The organism is Streptomyces sp. NPDC046915, assembly GCF_040644935.1.
Lineage (GTDB): Bacteria > Actinomycetota > Actinomycetes > Streptomycetales > Streptomycetaceae > Streptomyces.
Genome location: NZ_JBEYXB010000007.1, coordinates 130,015 through 157,012 on the forward strand (window position 1 = coordinate 130,015; position 26,998 = coordinate 157,012).

The window sequence follows — 26,998 nt, forward strand, 5'->3', positions numbered from 1 at the left end:
AGCAGGGCGGCCCCGCCGGGGAGCCGGGCCGGGTCAGTGCGGCTGGAGATCCCGCGCGCGTTCCTGTTCCGCCGTACCGCGCGGCATCGCCGGGTGCAGCCCCAGCAGCATGATCCCCGTGACGATCGCCGCGAGGCCCGCCGCCTCCCAGGCCAGCGCCCCGGTGTCGGTGCGCAGCCGGTCGCCGAGGAAGCCCACCCCGCACAGGATCCCGGCCAGCGGCTGGGTCGCGGTGAGCGCGGGCAGTGACATCCGCAGCGGGGCGGTCTCGAACGCGCTCTGCACGAGGAGCAGTCCGGTCACCCCGAGCGCGACCACCCCGTACGGCTGCCAGCCGGTGAACACCTCGGTGAGCCCGCCCTCGGAGAAACGCTCCCCGCTCACCCGGGTCAGCGCGTCCTGCACGCCGTACAGAAGCCCGGCCGCGCAGGCGAGCAGGACCGGGCCCCAGCTCAGTCTCGAGCGTTTGGCGTACGTCGTCAGCACCAGGGCGACGCCGACCATGACGCCGATGATCAGCCAGTGCCGGAACGGGTCGGTGACGGCGGTCCCGCCGCGCGGCTGACCGGCCACGATGAACGCGGTCACCCCGCCCGCGAGGAGCGCGAGCCCCGCCCAGCCCTGGTGGCCGAGGACCTGCCGGGTCCGGTACCGGGACAGGGCGAGGGCGAACAGCAGGTTCGTGGCGAGCAGCGGCTCCACCAGGGAGATCTCACCCTGGCCCAGGGCGATGGCGCCCAGGACCATGCCGGCCACCATCAGTCCTATGCCGCCCAGCCAACTGGGCACTCTCATCAGGTCGAGCAGCAGCCGGAACGACAGGAAGTCGCTGAGCGGTGCCTTCTGGGCGGCGGCCTGCTGGAGCACGAACCCGAAGCCCAGGCAGCAGGCCGCGCTCACGGCGAGAATCAGAACCAGAACCGACACGCTGCGTACCTCGATCATCCGGCCGGGCCACGGAGTGCGTAGTGGCCGACTGTAGCGCTCCCGGGTCGACGTCGCCCCTGGGAGTACCCGGAACCGGGCAGTTGACTCGGTCACGCTGCCCGGGGGACGCGTGGGCGGCCGCGGGACCGTACTGCCATGGTCCGTTGGCCGGGCCGGTGGGCGCCACGGCACGCGCCACAGGGTGACCTGCGACGCGGTGTCCCGGGAGTGCTCGCGGGGGCCGAGTGGATCACAACTGGCCCAGGGGAAAAGGTTGTTGACGCGTGTAACACCTTGGCGTCGCTTGACGGAACTGTTGGCTGAGGGTTTGCTGTGGGTGATCGGTCGATGCCGGCCCGCCATCCACCCGGGCGCCGACGACGAGCCCCGCCCCCGAGGAAGGCCCCCCGCTGTCCCCAAGCCGCTCCCGCACACCCCGGGCCACCACCGACACGGCCGTCCTCACCACCGCGCCCACCGGCACGCGGCCCGCCGACCGGCCGGACCCCACGCCCGCCCCGCCCCGCGAGGCCGCCGAGCCCGCGTACGGCAGCGGGAGGGAGAGCGTGCCGGAGTCCGCCCCGGCGCCCGACCGGGGCGCCGCCCCGGCCTTCGATCCCGCCCACGACGACACCGAACTGGTCGCCGCCCGCGCCGCCCTGGCGCAGGGCCGTCGTCAATCCGCCCGCGCGCTGCTGCAACGCACCCGGGACGACTGGGACCGGCGCGGACACCGCATCGCCGTCCTCGCCCAGAACCCGTACGCCGCCGCCTGGGCCCGCGACTGGCTGACTGCCGAGCCGCGGTCCGCCGACGCCGCCGCGCTCCTCGCCCTGGCCCTCGTCCACCGCGCCCTGCGGGGCAAGGAGGGGCGCGGCCCGGCCCGGGACGCCTGCCGTGCCGCGGCCGCGCTGGCCCCCGCCGACCCCACCCCCTGGCTCGGCCTGCTCTTACTCGAACGGGCCACCGGCAGCGACGACACGGTGGCCCGGATCTTCGGCGAGGTGCGCGACCGGCACCCCGAGCACCACCACGCCCACCACCTGATGGTCGCCCGGATCGCCGAGCGCGACACCGGCCCCGGACCGGATTCGCTGCACGAGGTCTACGACTTCGCCGACCACGTCGCCGCCCGGGCCCCCGCCGACTCCCCGCTCGCCCTCCTGCCCGTCGTCGCCCGCGCCGAGCGCTACCGCGTACTGGCCACGGCCGGCCTGGAGCCCGCCGACCCGGCCGGCTCCGCCCACTGGACGGGGAGCCGCGCCCGGCAGGCGACCCGGGCCGCGTTCGACTGGTGGCTGGAGTGGGAGCACGACGACCACCCGCGCCGTCACGTCGACCTGAACTTCCTCGCCCACGCCATGGCCTGCCAGGAGCGGACCGCCGAGGCCGCCGCCCTGTTCCGGCGCATCGGCCGGTACGCCACCCCGGCCCCCTGGTCGTATCCGCACCACGACCCGTGCACCGCCTTCCGCACGGCTCGCGGCCGGGTCCTCGGCAGCTGACGCGGCTCGCGTCCGACGCTTCTCCATGAGACGTACATGAGAAGTGATTACGGAATCCTGACGGGAATCCGTGATCCCTGGCCCGCCGGGCCGCAGGAGTGCTCGAATGAAAAGGTGAACTCCGAACAACCCGAGGACGAGGGCCGCCCCATCGGCCGCCGTGTCTTCCTCGGCACTCTCGGCCTGGGCGCCCTGGGCGTGGTCGCCGCGCCCACCCTTCAGCGTGGCATGGAGTCCTTCCTCGGCACGGTGTCCGGCAAGGACCCGACGGGCCTGACCGGCCTCCTGCCCAACGGCGGCGGCTTCCGCTACTACTCGGTGGCCGCCTCCGTCCCGCACAAGGGCCCCACGGACTACCGGCTCAGGATCGACGGCCTCGTCGACCACCCCCGCACCTACACCCTGGCCGACCTGCGCGCCCTGCCGCAGACCCGGCTGGTCAAGGACGTGCAGTGCGTCACCGGCTGGCGCGTCCCGGGCACCCCCTTCGAGGGCGTCCGCCTCGCGCACCTGCTGGACACGGCAGGGGTGCGCGAGGGAGCGAAGGCGATCCGGTTCACCTGCTTCGACGGCACGTACACCGAGAGCCTCACCCTCGGCCAGGCCCGCCGCCCCGACATCCTGGTCGCCCTGCGCATGCAGGACAAGGACATCGGCCACGACCACGGCGGCCCGGTCCGCCTGTACGTGGCGCCCATGTACTTCTACAAGTCCGCCAAGTGGCTCTCCGGCATCACCGTCACGGACCGCGCGCAAGAGGGCTACTGGGAGAAGCTGGGCTACGACGTCGACGCCTGGGTGGGCCGCTCGAACGGACGGACCGATGAGCCTACGAGCTGAGACCCCCGCCCCGCCGAGCGCGCGGATCCACCGCTTCGGCCGGGCCCAACGATGGGTGCACCGGGCGACGGCCGTGCTGATGGGCGTGTGCGTCGCCACGGCGGCCTGCCTCTACATCCCCCAGCTCGCCATCCTCGTCGGCCGCCGCGAGCTGGTCGTACGCATCCATGAATGCGCCGGCCTCGCCCTGCCCGTGCCGGTCCTGCTCGGCCTCGCCTCCCGCGCCTTCCGCGGCGACCTCGGCTTCCTCAACCGTTTCGGCCCGCACGACCGGATCTGGCTGCGCGCCGCGCTGCGCCGCGACCGGCGGCCCGAGGCCCGCCCGGCGGCCAAGTTCAACGCCGGGCAGAAGATCTACGCGGCCTGGATCGCCGGGGCGACGCTGGTGATGCTCGGCACCGGCCTGATGATGTGGTTCACCCACCTCACCCCGCTGATGTGGCGCACCAGCGCCACCTTCGTGCACGACTGGCTGGCCCTGACCATCGGCGTGGTCCTCGCCGGTCACGTCGGCATGGCCGTGGCCGACCCCGAGGCCCGCCGCGGTCTGCGCACCGGGACGGTGAGCCGGGAGTGGGCGGAGCGCGAACACCCGCTGTGGCGGCCCTAGCCTTCGGCCCGTTCACCCTGTTCGGCCTGTTCGGCGTGCTGGACGGTGGCCAGCCTGGCCAGCCCGTCGTCGCCGTGGCCCGCGGCCACCAGCCGGTCGGCGGCCCGCCTCGCCGACGCCAGCGCGCCCACGTCCAGGCCGTGCGCGGCGGCCGTGCCGACCAGGTGCGTGAGCGCCGTCGCCGCCGAGGCGACGGTGGAGCGCTCGCCGGGGAATCGTCCCGCGGCCAGCTGCTCGGCCCAGCGCGGCGCCATCTCCGTCAGGAGGCCCCCGATACCGGCGGCGTACGGGGCCAGTTCGCCGGGAGCGATGCCCTCCGCGCGGGCCAGCGCGAAGGCGTGCGCCAAGCCGTTCACGGAGGTGGCGAACAGATCCAGCAGCGCCACCTCGTGGGCCACGGCCCGGCCCGGGTCCGCGCCGACGTACCCGCCCACGCCCCCGAGCGCGGCGACGACCTCCCGCACGGTCTCGTAGGCCGCCGCCTCACCGCTGTAGAGCACCGCGGCCGACGGTGTCCCGATGGCCGGGGTCGGGGAGAGGATCGCGCCGTCCAGATAGCGGATGCCGTGCCCGTCCGCCCACCGGGCCAGCTCCCGGGCCTGCGTCGGCTCCCCGCTGCCGAGGTTGACCAGCACGCGACCGGTCCAGTCGTCCGGCGGCGGGTCGAGGACCGCCCGTACGGCGGCGTAGTCCCGCAGACAGGCGACGATCACCCGCCCGCCCCGCACCGCCTCCTCGACCCCGCCGGCGACGACGGCGCCCCGGCGGGAGAGGCCGTCGGCCCGGCCCGGGGTGCGGTTCCACACCGTCAGCGGGTTTCCGGCGTCCAGGAAGGCGGTGGCCAGGGCGTGTCCCATGGGGCCAAGGCCCAGGAGAGATACGGGAGTCGAAGTGGTGGTGGCCGGCGTCGAAGTCGTCATGCGGCGATGCTGGACCATCACGTTGACGTGAGAGTCAAGTCCCTGTTGCACTCGGTCCCATGAGGATCGGGGAGCTTTCCCGGCGCACCGGCGTGAGCCCGCGCGCCCTGCGCTACTACGAGGAACAGGGGCTGCTGACCCCGGCCCGCCGGCCGAGCGGGTACCGCGAGTTCGAGGAGCGGGACGTCGCGACCGTCCGCCGCATCCAGATACTGCTCTCCGCGGGGCTCGGCACGTCCGCCATCGCTGAGATCGTGCCCTGCGTCGACGACCCGGACGTCGTCCTGGTCGGCAAGTGCCCCGAACTCCTGGACGGCATAGCCCGGGAACGGGACCGGATCACGGCGACGATCGAGGAGCTGACCGCGGCCCGCGACATCCTGGACTCCCTGGTCGGCCGCCCCCTGGAGGTCGCGCCCCGAAGCCCTGCGGCATCACGCGGGCCCGGTTCCGGCCCGCCGGCGCGCACGCGGTCGACGCGGCGGCGGCCGGCGCCACCGCGCTGACCAGTTCGTCGAACCGGTGTGAGCGCACGGCTCAGCGAACTCGGCCGATGACGGCCGGCAGGTTCACAGCACGCTCGTCATTCCGCCGTCGACGTACAGCACCTGCCCGCTGACGAAGTCCGCCGCGGGGGAGGCGAGGAACAACAGCCCGCCCACCAGGTCCTCGGTGCGGCCCCACCGGCCGGCCGGGGTGCGCCGCCGTACCCAGGCGCTGAACTCCTCGTCCTCGACGAGGGCTTGCGTCAGCTCGGTCTCGATGTAGCCGGGGCCGAGGCCGTTGACCTGTACGCCGTGCGGGCCCCAGTCGGCGCACATGCCCTTGGTGAGCATCTTCAGCGCCCCCTTGGCCGCCGCGTACGGCGCGATACCGGGGCGGGCCACCTCGCTCTGGAGCGAGCAGATGTTGATGATCTTGCCATGGCCGCGTGCCGTCATCCGCCGGGCGGCCTCCCGGCCCACCAGGAACGCGCTGGTGAGGTTGGTGTCCAGGATGCGGTGCCAGTCGGAGTCGGTGAACTCCAGCAAGGGCGCGCGCAGTTGCATGCCCGCGTTGTTGACCAGGATGTCCAGCGGGCCCACCCGCTCCTCGACCTCCGCGATTCCGGCGGCCACCGACGGGCCGTCGGTCACGTCGAACGCGGCCGTGCGCACCCGGTCGCCGGGCAGTGCGGCGGCGGTCTCGGCGAGCCGGTCGGCGTCCCGTCCGTTGAGGACCACCGTGCACCCGGCCTGAAGCAGGCCGCGGGCGAGGGCGAGCCCGATGCCCCGGCTGGAGCCGGTGACCAGGGCCGTGCGGCCGCCGATGTCGAAGAGGGGGTGAGCCGTCATCGCCGTACTCCTAGATCACGAGGGACAACAGCAGGACCAGTCCGCCGCCGACCACCGAGATGATCGTCTCCATGACCGACCAGGTCTTGACCGTCTGACCGACGCTCAGCCCGAAGTACTCCTTGACCAGCCAGAACCCGGCGTCGTTGACATGGCTGAAGAACAGCGAGCCGGCGCCGATGGCGAGGACGAGCAGGGCGGTGTGCGTGGTCGACATGTCGGCCGCCAGCGGGGCGACCAGGCCGGCCGCCGAGACGGTCGCCACCGTCGCCGAACCGGTCGCCAGCCGGATCGCCACCGCGATCAGCCAGGCCAGCAGCAGCGCCGGGATCGACCAGTCCTTGGAGATGTCCAGGATCATCTGGCCCACACCGCAGTCGATCAGCGTCTGCTTGAAGCCACCGCCCGCACCGACGATGAGCAGGATGCCCGCGATCGGCATCAGGCCCTTCTCGACGGTCTGCGAGATCCGCTCCTTGGAGAACCCGGCCGGCCGGCCGAGCGTGAACATGCCGACGATGACGGCCGCGAGCAGGGCGATCAGCGGGGAACCGACGACGTCGAAGACGCGCTGGGTGGTGTTCGCGGGGTCGTCCACGACGAGGTCGACCAGCGCCTTGGCCAGCATGAGGACGACCGGCAGCAGCACGGTGGCCAGCGTGGGCACGAAGCCGGGACGCCGCTGAAGATCCTCGGAGGCGCGCGGCGGCAGCATCCGGTCCGGCACCGGTACGTCCACCCAGCGGGCGGCGACCTTGGAGAACAGCGGGCCGGCGATGATCACCGTGGGGACGGCGACGAGGAGGCCCAGCGCCAGCGTCACGCCGAGGTTGGCCTTGACGGCGTCGATCGCGACCAGCGGGCCGGGGTGCGGCGGCACCAGCCCGTGCATCACGGACAGGCCGGCCAGCGCCGGGATGCCGATCCGCATCACGGAGTAGTTGCCGCGCTTGGCGACCATCAGCACGACCGGGATCAGCAGCACGATGCCGACCTCGAAGAACAGCGGCAGACCGATCACCGAGGCGATCAGCACCATCGCCCACGGCATCGCCCGGCCGCTGGCCTTGGCGAGGATGGTGTCGACGATCTGGTCCGCGCCGCCGGAGTCGGCGAGCAGCTTGCCGAGTATCGCGCCGAGGGCGATCAGCACACCGACGCCGGCCACCGTGGTGCCCAGGCCGGTGGTGAAGCTGAGGATGGCCTTGTCCAGGGGCGCCCCGGCGACGGCCCCCAGCGTCAGTGACCCGATGGTCAGCGCCAGGAAGGCATGAAGCTTGAACTTGGTGATGAGCAGGACGATGACGGCGATGCCCACCAGGACGGCGATGCCGAGCTGGGCGTGGCCGGCCGAGGTGATCGGCGCGGGCGCGTCCGCTGCCAGCATCTCGACGCTGAGTCTGGTCACGGTTTCCCTTGCGGTTACGGGGGACGGGGGAGGGGGTGGGGGGTTATCGGGTTACCGGGGTCACCGGGCGGCCGGGTCGGGGAGCTCGTCGAGCGCCGTCACGGCCCGTTCGCTGATGGCCTCCGGGCTGCCGGAGACTTCGACGACGACACCCGCCTCGTCCGCCTGGAGCGGCTCGAGGGTGGCGAACTGGGAGTCGAGCAGCGCGGTGGGCATGAAGTGGCCCTGACGGTGCGTCATGCGGTCCTCGATCAGCGACCGGTCGCCCGCCAGGTGCACGAACACGATGCCGGGAGCCGCTGCCCTGAGCCGGTCGCGGTACGACCGCTTCAGCGCCGAGCAGCTGACCACCCCGCCGAGCCCGGCCCGCCCGTGCGCCCAGGCGCCGATGGCGTCGAGCCACGGCCACCTGTCGGCGTCCTCGAGCGGAGTGCCGGCCGCCATCTTGGCGATGTTGGCCTCCGGGTGGAAGTCGTCGCCCTCGGCGTAGGGGACGCCGAGCCGGGCGGCGAGCAGCGGACCGATCGTGGTCTTGCCCGTGCCGGCGACGCCCATCACCACGACGACGTGGGGGGTACGCATCTCTGCCTCGCTGTCTTCGTCGACATCTGGCGTCATCGGACGCCGACGGACACTGAAACCGATTAGGTACGACTAATTCAAGAGTCTGTGACAAATAAGTCTGACTTTTTGGCTCAGTGATCCACCGCGTACGCTGAGTGCATGAGCACACCGGGCCGAGGGCTGCACGGCCATGTACTGGACACCCTCGGCCCTGCCATCACCGCGGGCGAGTACCCTCCCGGCAGCGTTCTGCGCACGGACGAGCTCGCGCAGCGCTTCGACGTGTCACGTTCCGTGATGCGCGAGGCGGTGCGCGTACTGGAGTCGATGCACCTGGTCGAGTCCCGCCGCCGGGTGGGCGTGACGGTCCGCCCCAAGGCCGAGTGGAACGTCTACGACCCGCAGGTCATCCGCTGGCGTCTGGCGGGCGCCGACCGCCCGCACCAGCTGCGCTCGCTGACCGTCCTGCGCTCCGCGGTCGAACCGGTGGCGGCGGCCCTCGCCGCGAGGAACGCCACGGCCGAGCAGTGCGCCGAGCTCACCGAGTGCGCCCTCGGCATGGTGGCCAACTCACGCGGCCGGCGGCTCGAGGGGTACCTCGTCCACGACGTCGCCTTCCACCGGGTGATCCTCACCGCCTCCGGCAACGAGATGTTCGCCCGCCTCGGCGAGGTCGTCGCGGAGGTCCTCACGGGCCGCACCCAACACGAGGTCATGTTCGAGGACCCCGACCCGGCCGCCGTCACCCTCCACGTCCAGCTCGCCGAAGCGATCCGCGCCGCCGACGCCACCCGCGCCGAGCAGCTGACCAGGGAGATCACCACCGGTGCCCTCCACGAACTGGACATCCTGGCGCCCTGACCCGACTAGGGGTAGTGCGCGGACACCACGACGTAACCGCATGCGACGACCGCGCCCAGGAGGACGACGGCGACGGCGGTCAGCGCGCAGCCGAACAGCCCCGAGAGGCCGGTGACCGCCGCCCAGCCGAACCGCGTCGCGCGCTCGGCCCGCCGGACCGCGTCGCGGTGAGCGGCGTCGTCGTACCAGTCCCGGTCGGTCATTCCAGGAATTCCCCGTCGACGTACACCCACGCCCCGTCCACCCGCTCGAACCGGCTCCGCTCGTGCAGCGCACCGCCCCGGTAGGAAGCCCGGAAGGTCACGGTCCCGGTGGAGTGGAAGGCCGACCCGTCACGGGTGTCCAGCACCTCCAGCCCGGTCCACCGCATCCCCGGATCGAGGTCCAGCCGCGCGGGCCGCGTCCGCGGATGCCAGGTGCGCAGCAGATAACCCGCGTCACCCTTCACGAACGCGCTGTACCGCGACCGCATCAACGCCTCGGCACTCGGCGCGGCGGCACCGGAGTGATAGCGGCCGCAGCACTTCTCGTACGGCTCGGACAGCCCGCACGGGCAGGAACGCGAGGTCATGGACGCCATTGTCGCAGCACCCTTCAGCACACTTCAGACGGCGACCCGCGCGTCCGGCAGGGGCAGCGGCGGCAGCCGGGTCTCGTGCAGCCAGGCGGTGAACAGGTCGTGCAGCGGCTCGTCCGCGAACCGCGCGGCGTGCGCGGTGAAGGACGCCGTCGACGCGGAACCACCGCGGTGCAGCCGCGTCCACTCGCGCAGCATCCGGAAGAACGCCTCGTCACCCAGCGCACAGCGCACCGCGTGCACCGCGAGTCCGCCGCGCTCGTAGAGCCGGTCGTCGAACATCAGCTTGCGGCCCGGGTCGGCGAGCCGCAGGTCCTGCGGCAGCGAGGACAGCAACCGGTGCGCGGAAGCCGCGTGCTGATGGGCGCCGCGGCCGCCCGAGCGCTCCGACCACAGCCACTCCGCGTACTTGGCGAAACCCTCGTTCAGCCAGATGTGCCGCCAGTCGGCGATGGACACGCTGTTGCCGAACCACTGGTGCGCCAGCTCGTGCGCGACCAGCCGCTCCGAACCCCGCGCCCCGTCCACGTGGTTGGCGCCGAACAGCGACAACCCCTGTGCCTCGACGGGCACATCGAGCTCCTCCTCCGTGACCACCACCGCGTACTCGTCGAAGGGGTACGGACCGAACAGCTCCTGGAACAGCTCCATCATCGCGGGCTGGCGGGCGAAGTCCCGGGAGAAGGAGGGCAGCAGATGCGCCGGTATGTGCCCGTGCTGCGGGACACCCTCCGGCCCCGGGTCGCCGAGCAGCACCGTCTGGTACTTGCCGATCGCCAGCCCGACGAGATAGCTGGACGTCGGCGCGGACTGCTCGTACACCCACGTGGTCGTCGAGGCCTTCGTCGTACGGGTCAGCAGACGCCCGCCCGCCACCACCGCGTACGCCGACGGCGTGGTGATCGAGATCTGGTACGACGCCTTGTCGGAGGGCCGGTCGTTGCACGGGTACCAGGACGGCGCGCCCACCGGCTGGCTCGCCACCAGCGCCCCGTCCTCCAGCTCCTCCCAGCCGATCCCGCCCCAGGGACTGGTGACCGGCTTGGGGTTGCCCGACCAGTGCACCTCGACCGTGAACGCGGCCCCGGCGCGGACCGGCTTCGCGGGACGGACACGCAGCCGGCCGGCCCGGTGCGTGTAGTGCGGCTGACGGCCGTCCACCCGGACCCGGCCCACCCGGAAGTCGGCCAGGTTCAGCTGGAACTCGGTGAGCGGCGAACGGCCCGCGATGGCGTTGATACGGACCGTGCCCGACAGCCGGTTCGGATCCGGGCGGTAGTCCAGCGCGAGCTCATAGCGGTGCACCCGGTACCGGAAGTCACCGTTGTCCGGGAAGTACGGGTCCTGCCCCGCCGACTGCTGAACTGCCACCGCTGTTTCCGCTCCCTGCGCCGCGCTGCCACTCCGTGCCGGTGCCTCGCTCACCGGTCCCGAGTGGCCCGCCCTCAGGGACGCCATGCCTCGATCGGGTTGCCGAGCCAGCGGGTGCCGTCCGGAACGGACTCCGCGGCCATGACGAGCGACGCGGGACCCAGCGTCGTACGGGCCCCGACCGTGCTGCCGGGCAGCACGATCCCGCCAGGGCCCAGCGTCGCGCCCTCACGGAGGACCACAGTATCCGTCCGCAAGATCCGGTCGTGGAAGAGGTGCGTCTGGAGCACACAGCCACGGTTCACGGTGGCCGCGTCCTCCAGGGTCACCAGATCGGTCTCGGGCAGCCAGTAGCTCTCCACCCACACACCCCGCCCGATCCGCGCGCCGAGCCCGCGCAGCAACGCGGTCAGCACCGGTGTACCCGGCACCGAACCGGCCAGCCACGGCACGGCCACCACCTCGACGAAGGTGTCCGCCAGCTCGTTGCGCCACACGAAGCCGCTCCACAGCGGGTGCTCCCCGCTGCGGTGCCGGCCCACGAGCAGCCACTTCGCGACGACCGACACCAGCCCGGCCGCCGCACCCGCCACGAGCAGCACCAGCCCGGACAGCAGCGGAGCCCAGGCGCCCAGCAGGCACAGCGCCGCCACCGTCAGCCCGGCCAGCGCCGCCGAGCACAGCACCGGCACGATCCGGCACAGCTCCACCAGACCGCGCGCCCACAGCAGCCGGGCCGGCGGGTCGTACGTACGGCTCCGGTCGCCGTCGCTCGCGCTGCGCGGCAGCTTCACCGGCGGCAGCCCCAGATAGGAGCTGCCCTTCTTCGCCTTCTTCGGGGTCGCCGACAGCACCCCCACCAGCCCGCCGTCCGGCACGGACCGGCCCGGCGCGGTCATCCCGGAGTTCCCCAGGAAGGCCCGCCGCCCGATCTCCGCGCGCCCGACCCGCAGCCAGCCGCCGCCCAGCTCGTACGGCGCGGTCAGCGTGTCGTCCGCCAGGAACGCGCCCTCGCCGACCGTGGTCAGGCTCGGCAGCGCGAGCACCGTCGACACCTCGGCGCCCCGCCCGATCCGCATGCCGAGCAGCCGCAGCCACACCGGCGTGACCAGCCCGGCGTACAGCGGGAACAGCGTCTCCCGGGACCGGTCCATCAGCTGCGTGACGGTCCACGCCTGCCAGCCGACCCGGCCGTGCGTCGGATGCGTGCCCTCGCGCAGGCCCAGGCTCAGCAGCCGCACGAAGACGAGGATCAGCAGCGCGTACGCCAGCCCGAAGGCGAGCGTGGCCGGGACCAGCGCGAGCGCCGCACCCCGCAGCGCCGCACCGAGCCCGGCGCCGGGCGCCACGAACACCCCGGCCACGGCGAGCGCGGCGACACCCGCGACCACCGGCAGCAGGGTCAGGACGGCACCGGAGACGCCGTACATGAACCGCCAGAACGTCCCCCGCCGCGGCCGGTCCTTCGGCCAGTTCCGCTTGGCCTTGCCGAGCTTCACGGCGGGCGCGCCCGCCCAGCGCTGACCGGTCGGGATCTGGCCGGTGACCGCCGAGCCGGGCGCCACCTCGGCCCGCTTGCCGACCCGGGCACCCGGGAAGAGCATGCTGCGGGTACCGACGACGGCGTGCGCACCGACCTTCACCGGGCCGATCTCCAGGCGGTCGCCGTCCAGCCAGTACCCGGACAGGTCGACCTCGGACTCCACGGCCGCGCCCCGGCCCAGCTTGAGCATGCCGGTGACCGGCGGCAGCGAGTGCAGGTCCACGTCCTGCCCGACCTTGGCGCCCAGCGCCCGCGCGTACCGCTCCAGCCAGGACCCGGTCAGCGAGGTCGCCCCGCTGAACTCGGCCAGCCGCTCGGCGGTCCACAGCCGCAGGTGCACGCCGCCGCCGCGTGCGTAGCGCCCGGGCCGCACACCGCGCAGCAGCAGCCGCGCCCCGCCCGCGGCGATCGCCAGCCGGCCCGGCGGGCTGAACAGCAGGACGGCACCGGCCGCGATCAGCCACCACGGGGCGGTCGGCAGCCAGGAGTATCCGGGCAGCACATTGCCCAGCGCGGCCAGCGCCACGGTCCAGCGCAGCCCCAGCAGCGTGAACAGCGGCACGAGCAGCAGCAGCTGGATCACCTTGGCGCGCGTGGGCACCGGGGCGATCGTGCGGCGGGCGCCGTCGTCCTGCGCCGACTTCTCCAGCCGGCGGGCCAGCTTGCGCAGGGTGGGCTGCTGGTAGAGGTCGAGGACGGCGGCGCTCGGGTAGCGGGTGCGCAGCCGTGTCGTCAGCTGGGCCGCGGCCAGGCTGCTGCCGCCGATCGCGAAGAAGTCGTCCGCGGCGCTGGTCACCGGGATGCCGAGGACCTCGGTCCACTGCTCGGCGAGCCAGGCCTCGGTGCCGTAGAGCTGCTCGGCCGGACCGCCGGTCTCCAGGCCCTCCAGCGGCCAGGGCAGCGCGTTGCGGTCCACCTTGCCGCTGGTCCGGGTGGGCAGGTCGGCGACCGGCGCGAGCAGCGGGACGAGCGCCGCGGGCAGCTCGGCGCGCAGCTTCTCGACGGCCGCCGCCTGGTCCCAGCCCTCCTGCGTGACGATGTAGCCGACCAGGAGCTGGTTGCCGCTGCGGGCGGTGCGCACGGCGGCGGCCGCCCCCGCGACCCCGGGCAGCGCCTGTAGCGCGGCATCCACCTCGCCGAGCTCGATGCGCCGCCCGCCGAGCTTGATCTGCTCGTCGGCCCGCCCGAGGAACACCAGCCCCTCGGGGTCGGCCTTGACCAGGTCACCGCTGCGGTAGGCCCGCTCCCAGCCCAGCGACCGGAGCGGCGCGTACTTCTCCGCGTCCTTCTCGGCGTCGAGATACCGGGCGAGGCCCACCCCGCCGATCACCAGCTGTCCGCTGCCGCCCATCGGCACGGGCTCCCCGGCCTCGTCGACGACGGCCAGCTCCCAGCCGTCCAGCGGCAGCCCGATCCGGACCGGCTCCTCGCCGGACATCAGCGAGGCGCAGGCGACGACGGTCGCCTCGGTGGGCCCGTACGTGTTCCAGACCTCGCGCCCCTCCGTCACCAGCCGCTGCACCAGCTCGGGCGGGCAGGCCTCGCCGCCGAAGATCAGCAGGCGTACGTCGTTGAGGGTCTCCGGCTCCCACAGGGCCGCCAGCGTCGGCACCGTCGAGACGACGGTGATCTCCTGCTCGACCAGCCAGGGCCCGAGGTCTGCGCCGCTGCGGACCTGCGACCGGGGCACCGGGACCAGACAGGCCCCGTACCGCCACGCCAGCCACATCTCCTCGCAGGACGCGTCGAACGCCACCGACAGGCCCGCCATGACCCGGTCGCCGGGCCCGATCGGCTCCTCCGTGAGGAACAGCGCGGCCTCGGCGTCCACGAACGCGGCGGCGCTGCGGTGGGTGACGGCGACGCCCTTGGGCTTCCCGGTGGAGCCCGAGGTGAAGATGATCCACGCGTCGTGCCCGACGCCCGGCCGGGCGGCCGGGACATCGCCGCGGCCGTTGACGGTCAGCTCGTGCCCGGCCCCGACGACGGCCCGCACCTGAGCCTCCCCGAACACCAACTCGGCCCGCTCGTCCGGGTCCTCGGCGTCCACGGGAACGTAGGCCGCACCCGCGGCGAGCACGGCGAGGATCGCGATGTACAGATCGTTGGTGCCGGACGGGACCCGGACGCCCACCCGGTCACCGCGGCCGACCCCGGCGGCGCCGAGCCGGTGCCGCAACCGCTGGACCTCGGCAGCCAGTTCACGGTAGGTGAGCTGCGTCGTGCCGTCGTCCAGGGCGAGTTCGTCCGGGTACGACCGTACGGACGCGTCGAAGATGTCCACGAGCGTGCGCGGCGAGGCCGCCTGTCCCCCGGAGAAGCGTGCCGTGTCTCCGAACCGTTCGCGGATCTCTTCGTCGAGCAGGCCAAGAGCACTGCTCTCGTGTATGGCTGCCATCGGTCCTCGCGTCTCGATCCCGGAAGCCTCCGGGGCGCTGGCGGGCCCGCAGGTCTGCCTGGGGTTGTCCGTGTCCAGCTCCGTAACAAGCCGGATATATTAGTACGACGCTAGGCTCCGGGCCTGGTCACGGCCACTTGGGTGGGCCGTTCGGGGGATACGTGAGGGCCGCTCAGGAGCCGGTGACCTGGCGGTCTTCGGTCAGGACGAGAGATGGCCCACACAGGGCGCCCAGGACCGCGAAATACCCGTCGCGCAGCCGGGAACGGACCACGACAATGACGCGATGACCGGCAGACGCATCACCTACCGAACGGCAGACGGCAAGCGAGTTCCCGGGACCTGGCGACACGTCTTCATCCACAACTTCGACTACCACCTCACCGACTTGTTCATCTACGCGGACGGACTCGTCGACTGCTGGGGCCTGGTGACCCTCGAGGAGTTCGAGGAGAAACTGCGCACCGGCTGGGTCGCCACCGAACTCCCGGAAGGCGCCAGGGCGTCCGGGCACGAGCTGGCCGCCTGGAGGTTCGGCGAGCCGCAGACCTGGCTCACCTCCGAGCTGCTGCTCGCCGAGATACGCGACACCATCGAGCAGCTCAACGGCCGCCCGGATTCGACGGAACGATGCCTCGCGGCCGTCGACGCGTTCCTGGCCGACCGGACCGAGGAGAGGCGGGCCGCGGCACGGGCCGCCTACCTCGCCGTCCCCGAGACACAGCGGCACTACGCGCTCGGTGACATGGACCGCAAGGACCGGCCGCTCCAGGTCCTGGTGGCCGGACCCGGCGGCCGCATGGAGTGGCCCGACGCGGTGGTCACCCAGGAGATGTACGACGAGGCGGTCGCCTACTTCGAGGACCGGGCGAAATGGATCGCCGAACGGCCCTCGCGCGTCCCGGCGGACGGACCCGAGACCGCGGTCGCCCCCGCGATCCACCTCTACGAGAGCCACCCGTTGAAGCCGTCGGACGATCCGGGTGTCAAAGCCCTCCGCAACGACTACCCGGCACCGGTCGACATCGAGGGCGTCACCTACCCTTCCGTCGCCCACGCGTACTGGGCCCTGTCGACCGACGACAGCGACGCGCGCGCGGCGATCACCGAGGCGGACACCTCGTTCACCGCCAAGGGCCTGGCGGCCCGCGCCGGCCGGCGCGACGGCTGGGAGCAGGCCCGCGCGTCCGTGATGGCCGGCCTGCTGCGGGCCAAGTACACCCAGCACCCCGCCCTGGCCCGGATCCTGCTGGCCACGGACGACGCGACCCTCGTCTACGACGACATCGGCTCCGGCTTCTGGGGCGACAACGCCGGCCGCGGCCGGAACTGGACCGGCCGCCTGCTCGAACTCGTCCGCTCGGAACTGCACGCCGGGCGGATGGCCGCGCCACAGCCCTGACATGCGAAAGACCCCTGCTCAGCAGGGGTCTCAGCTGGTGTCCGAGGGGGGACTTGAACCCCCACGCCCGATAAAGGGCACTAGCACCTCAAGCTAGCGCGTCTGCCATTCCGCCACCCGGACAAGGTGTCTGTCGTGCGGGGTTTCCCCCGCGGCGACGAAGGAAACATTACCAGGCTTTCGAGGGTGGCCGATCACACCCCGTTCCCGGCCGCGTCGGACGTGAACGGGGTGTGACGGGCCGGGACCGCTCTTGGGGCCGCGCCGGGCGGGGAGGCAGGATGAGGAGGACCGACCAGCAGGCACAGCGGGAGGAAGCAGCGTGAGCGAGACGGACACGGCCAAGGGCGTCACGGGCGAGGACGAGGTCGTGGACCTCTGCCGCGAGCTGATCCAGATCGACACCAGCAACTACGGCGACCACTCGGGTCCCGGCGAGCGCACGGCCGCCGAGTACGTCGCCGAGAAGCTCGCCGAGGTGGGACTGGACCCGAAGATCTACGAGTCGCACCCCGGGCGGGCGTCGACGGTGGCCCGCATCGAGGGCGAGGACCCGTCCCGGCCGGCGCTGCTCATCCACGGCCACCTGGACGTCGTACCCGCCAACGCCACCGACTGGACCCACGACCCCTTCTCCGGGGAGGTCGCCGACGGGTGCGTGTGGGGGCGCGGCGCCGTCGACATGAAGGACATGGACGCGATGACGCTGGCCGTCGTACGCGACCGGCTGCGCAGCGGGCGCCGGCCTCCCCGGGACATCGTCCTGGCCTTCCTCGCGGACGAGGAGGCGGGCGGCAGGTTCGGGGCGCGGTGGCTCGTCGACAACCACCCCGACCTCTTCGAGGGCGTCACCGAGGCGATCAGCGAGGTCGGCGGGTTCTCGTTCACGGTCAGTGAGCAGCGGCGGCTGTACATGATCCAGACCGCCGAGAAGGGCCTCCACTGGATGAAGCTGACCGTGGCCGGCACCGCCGGGCACGGGTCGATGATCCACCGGGACAACGCGATCACCGAGCTGACGGAGGCCGTGGCGCGTCTGGGCCGGCACCAGTTCCCGGTGCGGGTCACCAAGACCACCCGCGCCTTCCTCGACGAGCTCGGCGACGCGCTCGGCACCGAGCTGGACCCGGAGGACATGGAGTCGACGCTCGCCCGGCTCGGCAGCATCGCCAAGCTGATCGGCGCGAGCCTGCGCAACACGGCGAACCCCACGCAGCTGGGCGCCGGGTACAAGGTCAACGTCATTCCGGGCGAGGCCACCGCGGGCGTCGACGGGCGCTTCCTGCCGGGGTACGAGGAGGAGTTCCTCGCCGACATCGACCGCATCCTCGGTCCGAAGGTGAGGCGGGAGGACGTGCACGCCGACAAGGCCGTCGAGACCAGCTTCGACGGGGCGCTGGTGGAGGCCATGCAGTCCGCGCTGCTGGCCGAGGACCCGGCCGCCAAGGCGATCCCGTTCATGCTCTCCGCCGGCACGGACGCCAAGTCCTTCGACGACCTCGGCATCCGGGGCTTCGGCTTCGTGCCGCTGAAGCTGCCGCCGGAGCTGGACTTCGCGGGCATGTTCCACGGTGTGGACGAGCGGGTGCCGGTGGACGGGCTGAAGTTCGGCGTGCGGGTGCTCGACCGGTTCATCGACGCGTCGTGAGGTATTGGGCCTAGCTATTCGGGCGCCCGTACGAGGTCGACTGAGAAGAGTGAATGCGACGATAAGCTCGTAGCTCCATTACTCCCTCCTCGTTACAGGTAATGCGATCAGCAACACGGGATCGCTTTTGCCAACAAGGAGGAATAATGCTCAAGAAGGTCGTCGCTGCTGCGGCTGCAACCGGTGGTCTGGTTCTCGCGGGCGCGGGTCTGGCCGTCGCCGACTCGGGTGCTCAGGGTGCCGCCGTGCACTCCCCGGGTGTCGTTTCCGGCAACGTCGTCCAGGTGCCGGTGCACGTTCCGGTGAACGTGTGCGGCAACACGGTTAACGTGATCGGGCTCCTGAACCCCGCCTTCGGCAACACCTGCATCAACAAGTGACGTCGTCTCTCTGAGGGACGTCCGTGCGATCGGCCCCGGAGCGCGCGCCATGCGCTCCGGGGCCGACCGGTCTTTTCGTGAAATGCAGGATGTGAAGGCAGGGGGGAATTCAGTAATGCGACAGGGTACCCGCAAGGGCCTGATGACCGTGGCGGCCGCCACCGGCGTGATCGCCGCCGCGAGTGGCTACGCCCACGCGGACGCGGGCGCGAGCGGCTCCGCGTCCAACTCGCCGGGCGTGCTGTCCGGCAACACCGTCCAGGCGCCGGTGCACGCGCCGGTGAACGTCTGCGGCAACACCGTGAACGTCGTCGGGCTGCTCAACCCGGCGATGGGCAACCATTGCGTCAACCACGGCGGTTCCGGTGGTTCCGGCGGTTCCGATGGTTCCCACGCGAGCGGACACACCGGTGGCTCGCCCGGGGTCGGCTCGGGGAACCATGTCCAGGCGCCGATCGACGCGCCGGTCAACGTGTGCGGCAACAGCGTCGACGTCGTGGGGGCGTTCAACCCCGCGGTGGGCAACCACTGCGCCGACCACGGCGGCTACGGTCACGGCGGCTACGGTCACGGCGGCTACGGTCACGGTGGTTCCGGCGGTTCTCATGCGGGCGGTCACGCCGGTGGCTCGCCCGGGGTCGGCTCGGGGAACCATGTCCAGGCGCCGATCGACGCGCCGGTCAACGTGTGCGGCAACAGCGTCGACGTCATCGGCGTCGGCAACGCCACCGCGGGCAACGACTGCGCCAACGGCGGGAGCCACGGTGGCGGCCACGGGACCCCTCCGGGGGGTGGCGGCGGTACGACTCCGCCGGGTCAGCCGGGTCAGCCGGGTCAGCCGGGGCAGCCGGGGCAGCCGGGAAACCCGGGGCAGCCGGGACAACCGGGAAACCCGGGCCAGCCAGGACAGCCGGGGCACCCCGGCAACCCGCAGCACCCGGGCACACCGGGCACGCCGGGACGGCCCGGTCACCCCGGTTCACCGGGCGGCTCCTCGCACGTCGGCCAGCAGGGCGGACGTGCCGCCCAGCCGTCGGCCGCCGCGCAGCTCGCTCACACCGGCAGTGATCTGCCGTTGGGCATCGCCCTGCCCGCGGGTGCGGGCGCGTTGCTGGCGGGCGCCGTGCTCTACCGCAAGGCGCGGGCCTCGGCGTGACGCACGTCCGGTGACCCCACCGGCCGGAAAACGGAGCGGGCCCCGCCGATGCGGGGCCCGCTCCGTCTCAGTCGCCCTGCCTCACCACGTGGCACGCACCTGGCGGATGATCCGCCGGCGCAACCGCACCCTGCGGCTGCCGTCGCGCAGCAGGCTCAGTCGGTCCAACTCCCAGTGTCCGTACTCGGCATGGTCCGTCAGCAGGCGTGTGGCCTCCTTGCGGGAGACCCCGCGAGGCACGTACACGTCGACAAATTCGTATTCCGGCATCGCATCTATTGTGCGGGCTGGGGCCCGGTACGGATAGCGTCTGCACTATGTCTGATGCTGCGCAGCCCACCGCTGCCGAGGTACGCGCCGCCGCCGAGGCGGTCAAGACCGCGCTCGACCGCCACCTGGCGGCGGTCGAACGCAGGTCGGGTGAGGACGACCCGGCCGTCTACGAGGCGTTCAACCAGCTGGCGGCGGCCGCCGAGGCGTACGACGAGCTGCTCTACGACCGCTACGACGAGGTGACCCCCTTCGAGATCCCCGCCGCGGAGGACTCGCTGCCGCCGTACGCGGGCCCCGAGGAGCCGAACGCGATCAGCGTGCTGATCCGCCGCGACTACGCCGTCGTGGAACCCCAGCGGCTACAGGCGCAGGCCCAGCGGGTCGAGGCGGCGGACTACGACGACGGCACGGATGCCTCCGGCACCGTCCACGGCGCGCTGGGTGTTCTGTTCGGCGAGTTCGAACCGGACGAGATCGCCTCCCGGCACAAGGAGTTCGGGCTGGAGGAGGGCGACTCCACGCTCTGGGTCACCGCCGCCGACGAACCCGCCGACCCCGGCGAGTGGCTCGACGCACCCTTCGAGCAGATCGACCCGCAGCGGGTGGTCTGCCGCTTCGACGTCAGCGCGGTGTTCGACGAAGAGACGGACGACGGCCACGACGACACCGACGACACCGACGACAACGACGAGGCCGACGACTTCGAGGACGCCCTCGACCTGGACGGGGACGAGGACCTCGAGCCGCTGGACGCCGAACGCTGACCCGGGCGGCGGTGCCGGACCGGCCCGAGGGCCGTACGGCACCGCCGCGACCGCTCAGCCCGCCGCCGGGACCTGCGTTCTCAGCAGCACCGGCAGCCGCGTCGTCCGTGGCTTGGCCGGGACCTCGGCGACGGCCCTGGGCAGCGCCTGCTCGACGCCGTGCACCACGGACAGATGCCGGCTCGCCCGGCCGAAGGCCGTGTACACCCAGGGCCGGCTGAGGGTCTGGGCGGCGTCGCCGGGCAGCACCACGACCACCGCGGGCCACCGCACACCGACCGCCTGGTGCGCGGTCAGCGCCCACCCGTGCCGCACCGACTGCTCCACCCGTTCCCTCGGTACGACGACGGTTCCGCCCGCGCACGACAGGTGCAACCCGTCGGCGTCGGCCTTCACCACCTGGCCGGGCAGCGTACGGCCCGGGGCGGGGGAGTAGGCGATCCGGTCGCCCGGGTCGAAGCCGCCGAAGCGGCCGGGGCCCGGGTTGAGCCGCTCCTTGAGCGCCGTGTTCAGCGCCCGGGTGCCCGCGGCGCCCCCGTGACCCGGGGTGATCACCACCGTCTGCTCGGCCGGCACACCGATGGCCCGGGGCACGGAGTCCGCGACCAACTGCACGGTCCGGTGCACGGCCTCGCCCGCGTCCCGGACCGGCACGATCACGATCTCCTTGCCGGGCGCCTCGACCTGGTTCAGCTCGCCGACGCCGATGCCGGAGACCAGCTCGCCGAGCGGGCCCGGGTCGGGGACGCGGGAGGCGACCTGCGGGCACACGCGCGCGGCGAGCAGGTCGGCGAAGACCCGGCCGGGCCCGGCCGACCACAGCACCCCCGCGTCTCCGGTGAACACGAGACGGGCCCCGTCGGGCAGCGACTCCACGATCATCGCCGCGCTCTCCACATCAAGCTGCGGGGCGTCCAGCACGATCAGCAGATCCAGGTCCAGTCCGCCCTCGGCGTCCCGGCCCGGCCCCTCGGCGCCGGCCAGCAGACCGGAGACGGTGACGACGGACTCGACGCCCTCTTCCTCAGTCCAGGCTCCCTCGTCCCCGGCGCCGAGCAGGGCCGCGAACCGGTGCCGTCCGTCCGGCGTGTGGCAGGCCGCCACGGCCCGCAGTCCGGCCGCCCGGGCCGCGGTCAGCAGGGCCGCCGGTTCGGCGTGCGCCGCCTCACCGCCCGTGTGCAGCACCAGACCGTGCCCGGCGACGGCCCGCACCAGCTCCGCGGCACCGCCGGGCGCGGCCACCGCCTGCCACTCCTCGGCGGTCTCCTTGGGCAGTGAGTTGACCAGGCGGGCCAGACCGTCGGCGAGGCTCTCCTCGGCGAGCGCGTACCGCTCCAGGCCGACGAGCACGCGCACCGGCCGCTGCTCGTCGCTCTCCTCGCCGTCCTCGCTGTTCTCCCCTGCCGCCGTCCGGGCCGGGGTGCCGGGCTCCTCCAGCGCGTCCTGGAAGGCCAGGGCCTCGCCCTCCGCGAGGGCGCCCTGCACGGCCGCGTCCGGATCGGGCACGCCCTGCCGGCCCAATGCGGCGGTCAGCGCGGGCAGTTCCAGGGCGGTGTGTCCGGCCAGGGCCGCCTGCTCCAGCAGCCAGCCGGCCACCGCGCGGCCCCGCCGCTCGTCGTCCGGGCCGCACTCCGCGCCGAGCAGCGCCCGTGCGAACCCGTCGGCCTGCTCGGGGCGCACCCCGGCGATCCGCAGCAGCTGCCAGGGATCCTCCCGCAGCACGTCATCGGCGGCCTCGCCGAGGGCGGCGGCGGCCTGGGGCGCGAGCGCCTCGGGTGCGCCACCGTCGGTCAGCACGCGCCGTACGGCCGCGACGGCGTCCGGCGCGGGTGCGGCGGGTGCGGCGGCGGCCTGGGCGGGTTGCGGACGCCGCACGGGCTCCGGGGCCGACCGCCGTGGCGCCGGCTCGCCGAACACGGTGGCCGCGGGCTTCTCCCCGCCCTCCACCGCCCGCACGGCCGCCAGCAGCTCGGCGGCCTTACCGCTGAGCTTGGCCCCGGCGGTGACCGGCCCCGCCTTCTCGGCCTTCCGCCGCTCGATCCGCTCGCGCTCCACCCGCTGCGCCGCCAACTCGGCCTCCGCCTCGGACCTCTGGGAGCCGGCGTCCCCGCCCGGCTCACCCGTGTCCCCGGTGCCGGTATCGGAGGCACCGGAGGCATCGGCCTCTCCAGTCCCTTCGCCGGGCCCGGTCCCGCCGGGCGGGGCGTCCTCGGCGTCGGCTCGGCCGGCGGGTGCGGCGGAGGTCCCGGCTTCCTCGGCCGATCCGTCGGAGGCTCCCGTGGTGTCCGGGTCCGTGCTCACAGCGTGCTCCAGTCGTGATCGGGATAGCGGTGCACGGGCGCCGACACGTCGTCGAGCGCCCGGCAGATCTCGTCAGGAAGACTAAGGGCCTCCACTGACAACGCGGCCGTGAGCTGCTGGGCGGTGCGCGCTCCGACGATCGGGGCGGCCACCCCCGGCCGGTCGCGGACCCAGGCGAGGGCGACCTGGAGCGGGGTCACCGCCAGCCCGTCCGCCGCCGTCGTCACCGCCTCCACGATGCGGGTCGCCGTGTCGTCGAGGTACGGCTCGACGAACGGCGCCAGGTGCTCCGAGGCGCCCCGCGAGTCCACGGGGGTGGAGTTGCGGTACTTGCCCGTCAGCACTCCCCGCCCGAGCGGCGAGGACGGCAGCAGCCCCACACCGAGGTCGAGCGCGGCCGGCAGCACCTCGCGCTCGACTCCGCGCTGGAGCAGCGAGTACTCCAGTTGCGTGGCCGCCAGCCGGGTCCGCGTCCCCGGCGCAGCGAGCTGCCAGGTCGCCGCCTTCGCCAGCTGCCAGCCGCAGAAGTTGGAGACGCCCACGTAGCGGGCGCGCCCACTGCTCACCGCCAGGTCCAGGGCCTGGAGCGTCTCCTCCAACGGGGTCTCCGGGTCGAAGGCGTGGACGTGCCACAGGTCGACGTAGTCCGTGCCGAGGCGGGCCAGGGAGGCGTCGAGTGCGGCGAGCAGGTGACCGCGCGAGCCGTCGAAACGGCGGTCGGGGTCGGGTACGCTCCCCGCCTTCGTCGAGATGACCAGGTCCCGGCGTGGCACGAGCCCTTCCATGAGCTGCCCGAGCAGATACTCGGCCTCGCCGGCGCCGTACACGTCCGCGGTGTCGACGAGGGTCCCGCCCGCCTCCCAGAACGCCTTCAGCATGTCCGCGGCGTCGTGCTCGTCGGTGTCCCGGCCCCAGGTGAGGGTGCCCAGCCCGATCCGGGACACGCGCAGGCCGGTACGGCCCAGATGCCTCTGCTCCATGCTGGCCGAGATTACTGGCCAGAACTGGGCCGTGGGTTGCCTGTGGATAACCGATTTCCCAGCCTGACGGGAGCCCATGGGCACCCCGTGCGACCCCGCCGTCCGCCCAGCCGCGCTAGGGTCGCCCCCACAGGGACGTTACTCATGGGTAAGGGGAATCGGCCATGCAGCTCGGGATCAACCTCGGCTACTGGGGCGCGGGAATGGACGCGGACAATCTGGCCGTGGCACAGGAGGCCGACCGGCTCGGCTACGCCGTCTGCTGGGCCGCCGAGGCCTACGGCTCCGACGCGGCCACCGTCCTCTCCTGGGTCGCCGCGCAGACCGAACGCATCGACGTGGGCTCCGCCATCTTCCAGATCCCGGCCCGCCAGCCCGCGATGACCGCGATGACCGCCGCGACGCTCGACTCGCTCTCCGGCGGCCGCTTCCGGCTAGGCCTCGGCGTCTCCGGGCCGCAGGTCTCCGAGGGCTGGTACGGCGTCAAGTTCGACAAGCCGCTCGCGCGGACCCGCGAGTACGTGGAGATCGTTCGGAAGGCGATGACCCGCGAGCGGCTGTCGTACGACGGCGAGCACTGGACCCTCCCGCTGCCCGGCGGGCCGGGCAAGCCGCTCAAGCTGACCGTGCACCCGCAGCGCGAGCACATCCCGCTGTACATCGCCGCCATCGGGCCGAAGAACCTCGAACAGACCGGTGAGATCGCCGACGGGGCGTTGCTGATCTTCCCCTCTGCCGAGCACCTCGAGGACACCACCATCACGTACCTGCGCGCGGGCCGGGAGAAGGCGGGCAAGACCCTCGACGGTTTCGACGTCTGCCCGACCCTGCCGCTCGCCGTCGGCGAGGACAAGGACGTGTCCCGGCTCGCGGACGTCTTCCGCCCCTACACCGCGCTGTACGTGGGAGGCATGGGCAGCGCCAAGCAGAACTTCTACAACCAGCTCGCCCGGCGCATGGGGTACGAGAAGGAGGCCGCCGAGGTCCAGGAGAAGTACCTCTCCGGGGACAAGCAGGGCGCCGCGGCGGCGATCCCGCACGACCTCATCGACAAGACCACGCTGCTGGGCTCCGTCGACCGCATCGCCGACCGGATGAGGGCCTATGCCGCCGCCGGTGTCACCACGCTCAGCCTCGCCCCGGCCGGCTTCACCCTCGAGGAGCGACTCGCCTCTCTCCGCGCCGGCACCGAGGCCCTGGAGCGCGCCGGACTCGCGTAGCGGGTTCTCGCGGCCGTGGTGGGGGCTCGGGGTCTTCCCCGCCACGGCCGTCAGGAGGAACAACGCGCCCGGTCCCGCGCGGTTACGCTCCCGCCGCGACCCCGATGCTCCTTCTTCCGGCCCAGTCGGCCGCCGCAACTGTTGCGGCACCCGCGATGCCGCATTTGACTCGTTCTTTGCGGAAACCTGCGGAAAGGTGCCCTCATGCTTTCGGCGAAGAGTGTGTTCCAGGAGATCCTCGGCAACGACGAGTCCTTCCGGCTCCTCTGCTCCATCGCGGCGAGCGGCGAGGCACAGGGCGGCTGGGAGAACGGACGGATCGCCACGCTCGTCCCCGAGGGCGAACAGGCGCTCGTTCCCAAGATCACACGACATGGCGTCGACGAGGACAAGCACGGGCGGATCTTCAACGCCCTCCTGCGCAAGCGCGGCCTGGAACCGGTCCCCGTCCCGCCCGAGACCGACTACACGATGCTCCTGGAGCGGCGCGGCATCGGCCTCGCCCACGACAGGCTCCGGCGGGACGAACCGCTGAGCGTGCGGGACATCATCGTCTACCTGGCGCACAGCCGGGTCACCGAGCAGCGCGCCGCCGAGCAGATGCTCCTGCTCCGCAAGCACTTCGCCGACCACCCGGAGGTGGGCAAGGCCGTCCGCATGATCTCCCACGACGAGGACGACCACCTCGCCTACACCCACGAGGAACTGCTGCGCTTCGCGGCCTCCGGCTACGGCCGGCTGATCCAGCGCACCCTGCGCGAGTGCGCGCTCGCCGAGATCCGCGTCCACCGGGACGTCAGTCTCGCCGTCATGGCCCGGATGGGCCGCGTCCTCGGCTGGTCCGGGGCCAGGCGCGCGGTGCTCGCGGCGGGCATCCGCGCGGTCTACCTCTACGAGCGCGCCGCGGGCTGGCGGCGCATGGTGTCCCTGCGCATGCCCGAGCGCCGCAACCCCCTGGGCGGCCCCGCGACCACCGCCCCCGAGTTCGCCTGAGGCGCCCGGTCACAGCCAGTCGCGCTGCTTGAACAGGCGGTACATCAGGACTTCCAGAGTGGCCATCACCAGGATCACCGCCGGGTACGACCACGCCCAGTGCAGTTCGGGCATGTGGTCGAAGTTCATGCCGTAGATCCCCGCGATCAGCGTGGGGACCGCGGCCATCGCCGCCCATGCGGAGATCTTCCGCATGTCGTCGTTCTGCCGGACGCTGGTCTGCGCCAGATGGGCCGACAGGATGTCCGAGACCAGCCGGTCCAGGCCCTCCACGGACTCGTTCACGCGCGTGAGGTGGTCCTGCACGTCGCGGAAGAAGGGCCGGGCCCGGTCGTCCACGAAGGGCACCCCGCCCTCGCCCGCCGGCAGGGCGCCGGCCAGCCGCGTCATCGGCGGGGCCAGCGGGACGGTCGCCCGGCGGAACTTCAGGATCTGCCGTTTGAAGGTGTAGATCCGGGAGGCGGTGTTGCGCGAGCTGCCCGGGTCCGGCGAGAACACCTCGGCCTCCAGCTCCTCCATGTCGGTCTGGAGCTCGGTCGCCACCTCCAGGTAGTGGTCGACGGTGGCGTCGCAGATCGCGTACAGCACCGAGGTCGGCCCCTTCTCCAGCAGCTTCGGCTCCTCCTCCAGCCGGCGCCGCACGGCCGCCAGCGGCGAACCCTCGCCGTGCCGGACGGTCACCACGAAGCCGTCCCCGACGAAGATCATCACCTCGCCGTTGGAGACGGCGTCGCTCTCCGGCTCGTACACGACCGGCTTGAGCACCACGAACAGCGAGTCGGCGTACACCTCCAGCTTGGGCCGCTGGTGGGCGTTGAGGGCGTCCTCCACCGCCAGCGGGTGCAGCCCGAACTCCTCGGTGACCCGGTCGAACTCCTTCTCCGACGGTTCGTGCAGCCCGATCCAGACGAACCCGCCCGCCGCCCGCGCCACCGCCAGCGCGTCGGACAGGTCCTCGGGACCCTCACTGCGGAGCCCGTCCCGGTAGATGGCACAGTCGACGATCAAGAACCCCAACCTCCC

At 72.7% G+C, this 26,998-nt stretch carries 25 protein-coding genes and 1 tRNA gene; 12 read left to right on the forward strand and 14 right to left on the reverse strand.

All coding sequences use genetic code 11. The features are described 5' to 3' along the window. Positions 1-33: 33 nt before the first annotated feature. Positions 34-945 carry a DMT family transporter gene (locus ABZ915_RS19595; protein WP_361804217.1) on the reverse strand — a complete coding sequence of 304 codons (912 nt, stop codon included), beginning with the start codon at positions 943-945 and terminating at the stop codon, positions 34-36. Between the two features lie 548 nt (positions 946-1,493). Between ABZ915_RS19595 and ABZ915_RS19600 the strand changes: the two genes are divergently transcribed. The 3 genes from ABZ915_RS19600 to ABZ915_RS19610 all read left to right on the forward strand — a co-directional run bounded on the left by ABZ915_RS19600 (position 1,494) and on the right by ABZ915_RS19610 (position 3,882). Beyond that, positions 1,494-2,432: a hypothetical protein gene (locus ABZ915_RS19600; protein ID WP_361804220.1), complete on the forward strand. Its 939-nt coding sequence runs from the start codon at positions 1,494-1,496 to the stop codon at positions 2,430-2,432. 114 nt (positions 2,433-2,546) lie between these two features. Continuing rightward, positions 2,547-3,272, forward strand: coding sequence for a molybdopterin-dependent oxidoreductase (locus ABZ915_RS19605; protein ID WP_361804223.1), 726 nt, complete (start codon positions 2,547-2,549; stop codon positions 3,270-3,272). After that, on the forward strand, positions 3,256-3,882 hold the full coding sequence (locus ABZ915_RS19610) for a cytochrome b/b6 domain-containing protein (RefSeq protein WP_361804226.1): 627 nt from the start codon (positions 3,256-3,258) through the stop codon (positions 3,880-3,882). Before ABZ915_RS19605 ends, ABZ915_RS19610 begins: the two co-directional genes overlap by 17 nt. Here the strand turns inward: ABZ915_RS19610 and ABZ915_RS19615 are convergent. Next, positions 3,879-4,802 carry an NAD(P)-binding domain-containing protein gene (locus ABZ915_RS19615; protein WP_361804229.1) on the reverse strand — a complete coding sequence of 308 codons (924 nt, stop codon included), beginning with the start codon at positions 4,800-4,802 and terminating at the stop codon, positions 3,879-3,881. The genes ABZ915_RS19610 and ABZ915_RS19615 overlap by 4 nt on opposite strands. Positions 4,803-4,861: 59 nt before the next feature. Here ABZ915_RS19615 and ABZ915_RS19620 point away from each other — a divergent pair, with 59 nt between their 5' ends. Continuing rightward, on the forward strand, positions 4,862-5,308 hold the full coding sequence (locus tag ABZ915_RS19620) for a MerR family transcriptional regulator (RefSeq protein WP_361804232.1): 447 nt from the start codon (positions 4,862-4,864) through the stop codon (positions 5,306-5,308). 63 nt (positions 5,309-5,371) lie between these two features. On the opposite strand, the gene ABZ915_RS19625 is transcribed toward ABZ915_RS19620, so the two are convergent. The 3 genes from ABZ915_RS19625 to ABZ915_RS19635 are packed head-to-tail and all read right to left on the reverse strand — an operon-like array spanning position 5,372 to position 8,126. Beyond that, positions 5,372-6,136: an SDR family oxidoreductase gene (locus ABZ915_RS19625; protein ID WP_361804235.1), complete on the reverse strand. Its 765-nt coding sequence runs from the start codon at positions 6,134-6,136 to the stop codon at positions 5,372-5,374. A gap of 10 nt (positions 6,137-6,146) precedes the next feature. Next, entirely contained in the window at positions 6,147-7,544 is a 1,398-nt protein-coding gene (locus ABZ915_RS19630; RefSeq protein ID WP_361804238.1) for a gluconate:H+ symporter, read from the reverse strand. Between the two features lie 60 nt (positions 7,545-7,604). After that, positions 7,605-8,126, reverse strand: a complete 522-nt coding sequence (locus ABZ915_RS19635; protein WP_361804241.1) for a gluconokinase — start codon at positions 8,124-8,126, stop codon at positions 7,605-7,607. Between the two features lie 141 nt (positions 8,127-8,267). On the opposite strand from ABZ915_RS19635, the gene ABZ915_RS19640 reads away from it, so the two are divergent. After that, the gene (locus tag ABZ915_RS19640) at positions 8,268-8,969 is read left to right on the forward strand and encodes an FCD domain-containing protein (RefSeq protein WP_361804244.1); all 702 of its coding nucleotides are present in this window, start codon (positions 8,268-8,270) and stop codon (positions 8,967-8,969) included. A 5-nt stretch (positions 8,970-8,974) separates the two neighbouring features. Here the strand turns inward: ABZ915_RS19640 and ABZ915_RS19645 are convergent, their stop codons facing one another. The 4 genes from ABZ915_RS19645 to ABZ915_RS19660 form a co-directional block, all read right to left on the reverse strand. Next, on the reverse strand, positions 8,975-9,172 hold the full coding sequence (locus ABZ915_RS19645; RefSeq protein ID WP_361804247.1) for a hypothetical protein: 198 nt from the start codon (positions 9,170-9,172) through the stop codon (positions 8,975-8,977). Then, positions 9,169-9,549, reverse strand: coding sequence for a YchJ family metal-binding protein (locus tag ABZ915_RS19650; protein ID WP_361804250.1), 381 nt, complete (start codon positions 9,547-9,549; stop codon positions 9,169-9,171). The genes ABZ915_RS19645 and ABZ915_RS19650 overlap by 4 nt, the downstream gene beginning before the upstream one ends. 24 nt (positions 9,550-9,573) lie before the next feature. Continuing rightward, on the reverse strand, positions 9,574-10,917 hold the full coding sequence (locus tag ABZ915_RS19655) for a M1 family metallopeptidase (RefSeq protein WP_361804253.1): 1,344 nt from the start codon (positions 10,915-10,917) through the stop codon (positions 9,574-9,576). Between the two features lie 74 nt (positions 10,918-10,991). Next, positions 10,992-14,858 carry a Pls/PosA family non-ribosomal peptide synthetase gene (locus ABZ915_RS19660; RefSeq protein WP_361804256.1) on the reverse strand — a complete coding sequence of 1,289 codons (3,867 nt, stop codon included), beginning with the start codon at positions 14,856-14,858 and terminating at the stop codon, positions 10,992-10,994. Between the two features lie 286 nt (positions 14,859-15,144). On the opposite strand from ABZ915_RS19660, the gene ABZ915_RS19665 reads away from it, so the two are divergent. After that, on the forward strand, positions 15,145-16,260 hold the full coding sequence (locus tag ABZ915_RS19665; protein ID WP_361804259.1) for an NADAR family protein: 1,116 nt from the start codon (positions 15,145-15,147) through the stop codon (positions 16,258-16,260). A gap of 35 nt (positions 16,261-16,295) precedes the next feature. Here ABZ915_RS19665 and ABZ915_RS19670 read toward each other — a convergent pair. Further along, positions 16,296-16,383: transfer RNA gene (locus ABZ915_RS19670), tRNA-Leu, on the reverse strand. A 199-nt stretch (positions 16,384-16,582) separates the two neighbouring features. Here ABZ915_RS19670 and ABZ915_RS19675 point away from each other — a divergent pair. The 3 genes from ABZ915_RS19675 to ABZ915_RS19685 all read left to right on the forward strand — a co-directional run bounded on the left by ABZ915_RS19675 (position 16,583) and on the right by ABZ915_RS19685 (position 19,444). Continuing rightward, positions 16,583-17,908 (forward strand): M20/M25/M40 family metallo-hydrolase, encoded by a 1,326-nt coding sequence (locus tag ABZ915_RS19675; RefSeq protein WP_361804261.1) that lies wholly within the window; start codon positions 16,583-16,585, stop codon positions 17,906-17,908. A gap of 146 nt (positions 17,909-18,054) precedes the next feature. After that, positions 18,055-18,288 (forward strand): chaplin ChpH, encoded by a 234-nt coding sequence (gene chpH / locus ABZ915_RS19680; RefSeq protein ID WP_320773918.1) that lies wholly within the window; start codon positions 18,055-18,057, stop codon positions 18,286-18,288. A gap of 115 nt (positions 18,289-18,403) precedes the next feature. Further along, positions 18,404-19,444, forward strand: a complete 1,041-nt coding sequence (locus ABZ915_RS19685; RefSeq protein ID WP_361804264.1) for a chaplin — start codon at positions 18,404-18,406, stop codon at positions 19,442-19,444. 81 nt (positions 19,445-19,525) lie between these two features. Here ABZ915_RS19685 and ABZ915_RS19690 read toward each other — a convergent pair whose 3' ends face one another. Then, positions 19,526-19,714, reverse strand: coding sequence for a DUF5703 family protein (locus ABZ915_RS19690; protein ID WP_014671721.1), 189 nt, complete (start codon positions 19,712-19,714; stop codon positions 19,526-19,528). 47 nt (positions 19,715-19,761) lie between these two features. Between ABZ915_RS19690 and ABZ915_RS19695 the strand changes: the two genes are divergently transcribed. Continuing rightward, positions 19,762-20,481, forward strand: coding sequence for a hypothetical protein (locus ABZ915_RS19695; RefSeq protein WP_361804267.1), 720 nt, complete (start codon positions 19,762-19,764; stop codon positions 20,479-20,481). A gap of 54 nt (positions 20,482-20,535) precedes the next feature. On the opposite strand, the gene ABZ915_RS19700 is transcribed toward ABZ915_RS19695, so the two are convergent. Both ABZ915_RS19700 and ABZ915_RS19705 read right to left on the reverse strand, forming a co-directional pair. Further along, positions 20,536-22,782: a helix-hairpin-helix domain-containing protein gene (locus ABZ915_RS19700; RefSeq protein WP_361804270.1), complete on the reverse strand. Its 2,247-nt coding sequence runs from the start codon at positions 22,780-22,782 to the stop codon at positions 20,536-20,538. Further along, positions 22,779-23,762 carry an aldo/keto reductase gene (locus ABZ915_RS19705; protein WP_361804273.1) on the reverse strand — a complete coding sequence of 328 codons (984 nt, stop codon included), beginning with the start codon at positions 23,760-23,762 and terminating at the stop codon, positions 22,779-22,781. The genes ABZ915_RS19700 and ABZ915_RS19705 overlap by 4 nt, the downstream gene beginning before the upstream one ends. Before the next feature lie 164 nt (positions 23,763-23,926). Here ABZ915_RS19705 and ABZ915_RS19710 point away from each other — a divergent pair, with 164 nt between their 5' ends. Both ABZ915_RS19710 and ABZ915_RS19715 read left to right on the forward strand, forming a co-directional pair. Next, positions 23,927-24,982 (forward strand): LLM class F420-dependent oxidoreductase, encoded by a 1,056-nt coding sequence (locus ABZ915_RS19710; RefSeq protein WP_361804276.1) that lies wholly within the window; start codon positions 23,927-23,929, stop codon positions 24,980-24,982. A 204-nt stretch (positions 24,983-25,186) separates the two neighbouring features. Next, complete coding sequence (locus ABZ915_RS19715; protein WP_361804279.1) at positions 25,187-25,975, forward strand: ferritin-like domain-containing protein; 789 nt, start codon at positions 25,187-25,189, stop codon at positions 25,973-25,975. Positions 25,976-25,984: 9 nt separating this feature from the next. Here the strand turns inward: ABZ915_RS19715 and corA are convergent, their stop codons facing one another. After that, positions 25,985-26,983, reverse strand: a complete 999-nt coding sequence (gene corA, locus ABZ915_RS19720) for a magnesium/cobalt transporter CorA (RefSeq protein ID WP_361804282.1) — start codon at positions 26,981-26,983, stop codon at positions 25,985-25,987. Positions 26,984-26,998 lie beyond the last annotated feature (15 nt).

Bases quoted from the DNA above. Each gene is read 5' to 3' on its own strand.
- ABZ915_RS19595 (WP_361804217.1), bottom strand. From the start codon at position 945: ATGATCGAGGTACGCAGCGTGTCGGTTCTGGTTCTGATTCTCGCCGTG.
- ABZ915_RS19610 (WP_361804226.1), top strand. From the start codon at position 3,256: ATGAGCCTACGAGCTGAGACCCCCGCCCCGCCGAGCGCGCGGATCCAC.
- ABZ915_RS19615 (WP_361804229.1), bottom strand. From the start codon at position 4,802: ATGACGACTTCGACGCCGGCCACCACCACTTCGACTCCCGTATCTCTC.
- ABZ915_RS19620 (WP_361804232.1), top strand. From the start codon at position 4,862: ATGAGGATCGGGGAGCTTTCCCGGCGCACCGGCGTGAGCCCGCGCGCC.
- ABZ915_RS19625 (WP_361804235.1), bottom strand. From the start codon at position 6,136: ATGACGGCTCACCCCCTCTTCGACATCGGCGGCCGCACGGCCCTGGTC.
- ABZ915_RS19635 (WP_361804241.1), bottom strand. From the start codon at position 8,126: ATGCGTACCCCCCACGTCGTCGTGGTGATGGGCGTCGCCGGCACGGGC.
- ABZ915_RS19640 (WP_361804244.1), top strand. From the start codon at position 8,268: ATGAGCACACCGGGCCGAGGGCTGCACGGCCATGTACTGGACACCCTC.
- ABZ915_RS19645 (WP_361804247.1), bottom strand. From the start codon at position 9,172: ATGACCGACCGGGACTGGTACGACGACGCCGCTCACCGCGACGCGGTC.
- ABZ915_RS19650 (WP_361804250.1), bottom strand. From the start codon at position 9,549: ATGGCGTCCATGACCTCGCGTTCCTGCCCGTGCGGGCTGTCCGAGCCG.
- ABZ915_RS19660 (WP_361804256.1), bottom strand. From the start codon at position 14,858: ATGGCAGCCATACACGAGAGCAGTGCTCTTGGCCTGCTCGACGAAGAG.
- ABZ915_RS19665 (WP_361804259.1), top strand. From the start codon at position 15,145: ATGACCGGCAGACGCATCACCTACCGAACGGCAGACGGCAAGCGAGTT.
- chpH (WP_320773918.1), top strand. From the start codon at position 18,055: ATGCTCAAGAAGGTCGTCGCTGCTGCGGCTGCAACCGGTGGTCTGGTT.
- ABZ915_RS19685 (WP_361804264.1), top strand. From the start codon at position 18,404: ATGCGACAGGGTACCCGCAAGGGCCTGATGACCGTGGCGGCCGCCACC.
- ABZ915_RS19690 (WP_014671721.1), bottom strand. From the start codon at position 19,714: ATGCCGGAATACGAATTTGTCGACGTGTACGTGCCTCGCGGGGTCTCC.
- ABZ915_RS19695 (WP_361804267.1), top strand. From the start codon at position 19,762: ATGTCTGATGCTGCGCAGCCCACCGCTGCCGAGGTACGCGCCGCCGCC.
- ABZ915_RS19705 (WP_361804273.1), bottom strand. From the start codon at position 23,762: ATGGAGCAGAGGCATCTGGGCCGTACCGGCCTGCGCGTGTCCCGGATC.
- ABZ915_RS19710 (WP_361804276.1), top strand. From the start codon at position 23,927: ATGCAGCTCGGGATCAACCTCGGCTACTGGGGCGCGGGAATGGACGCG.
- ABZ915_RS19715 (WP_361804279.1), top strand. From the start codon at position 25,187: ATGCTTTCGGCGAAGAGTGTGTTCCAGGAGATCCTCGGCAACGACGAG.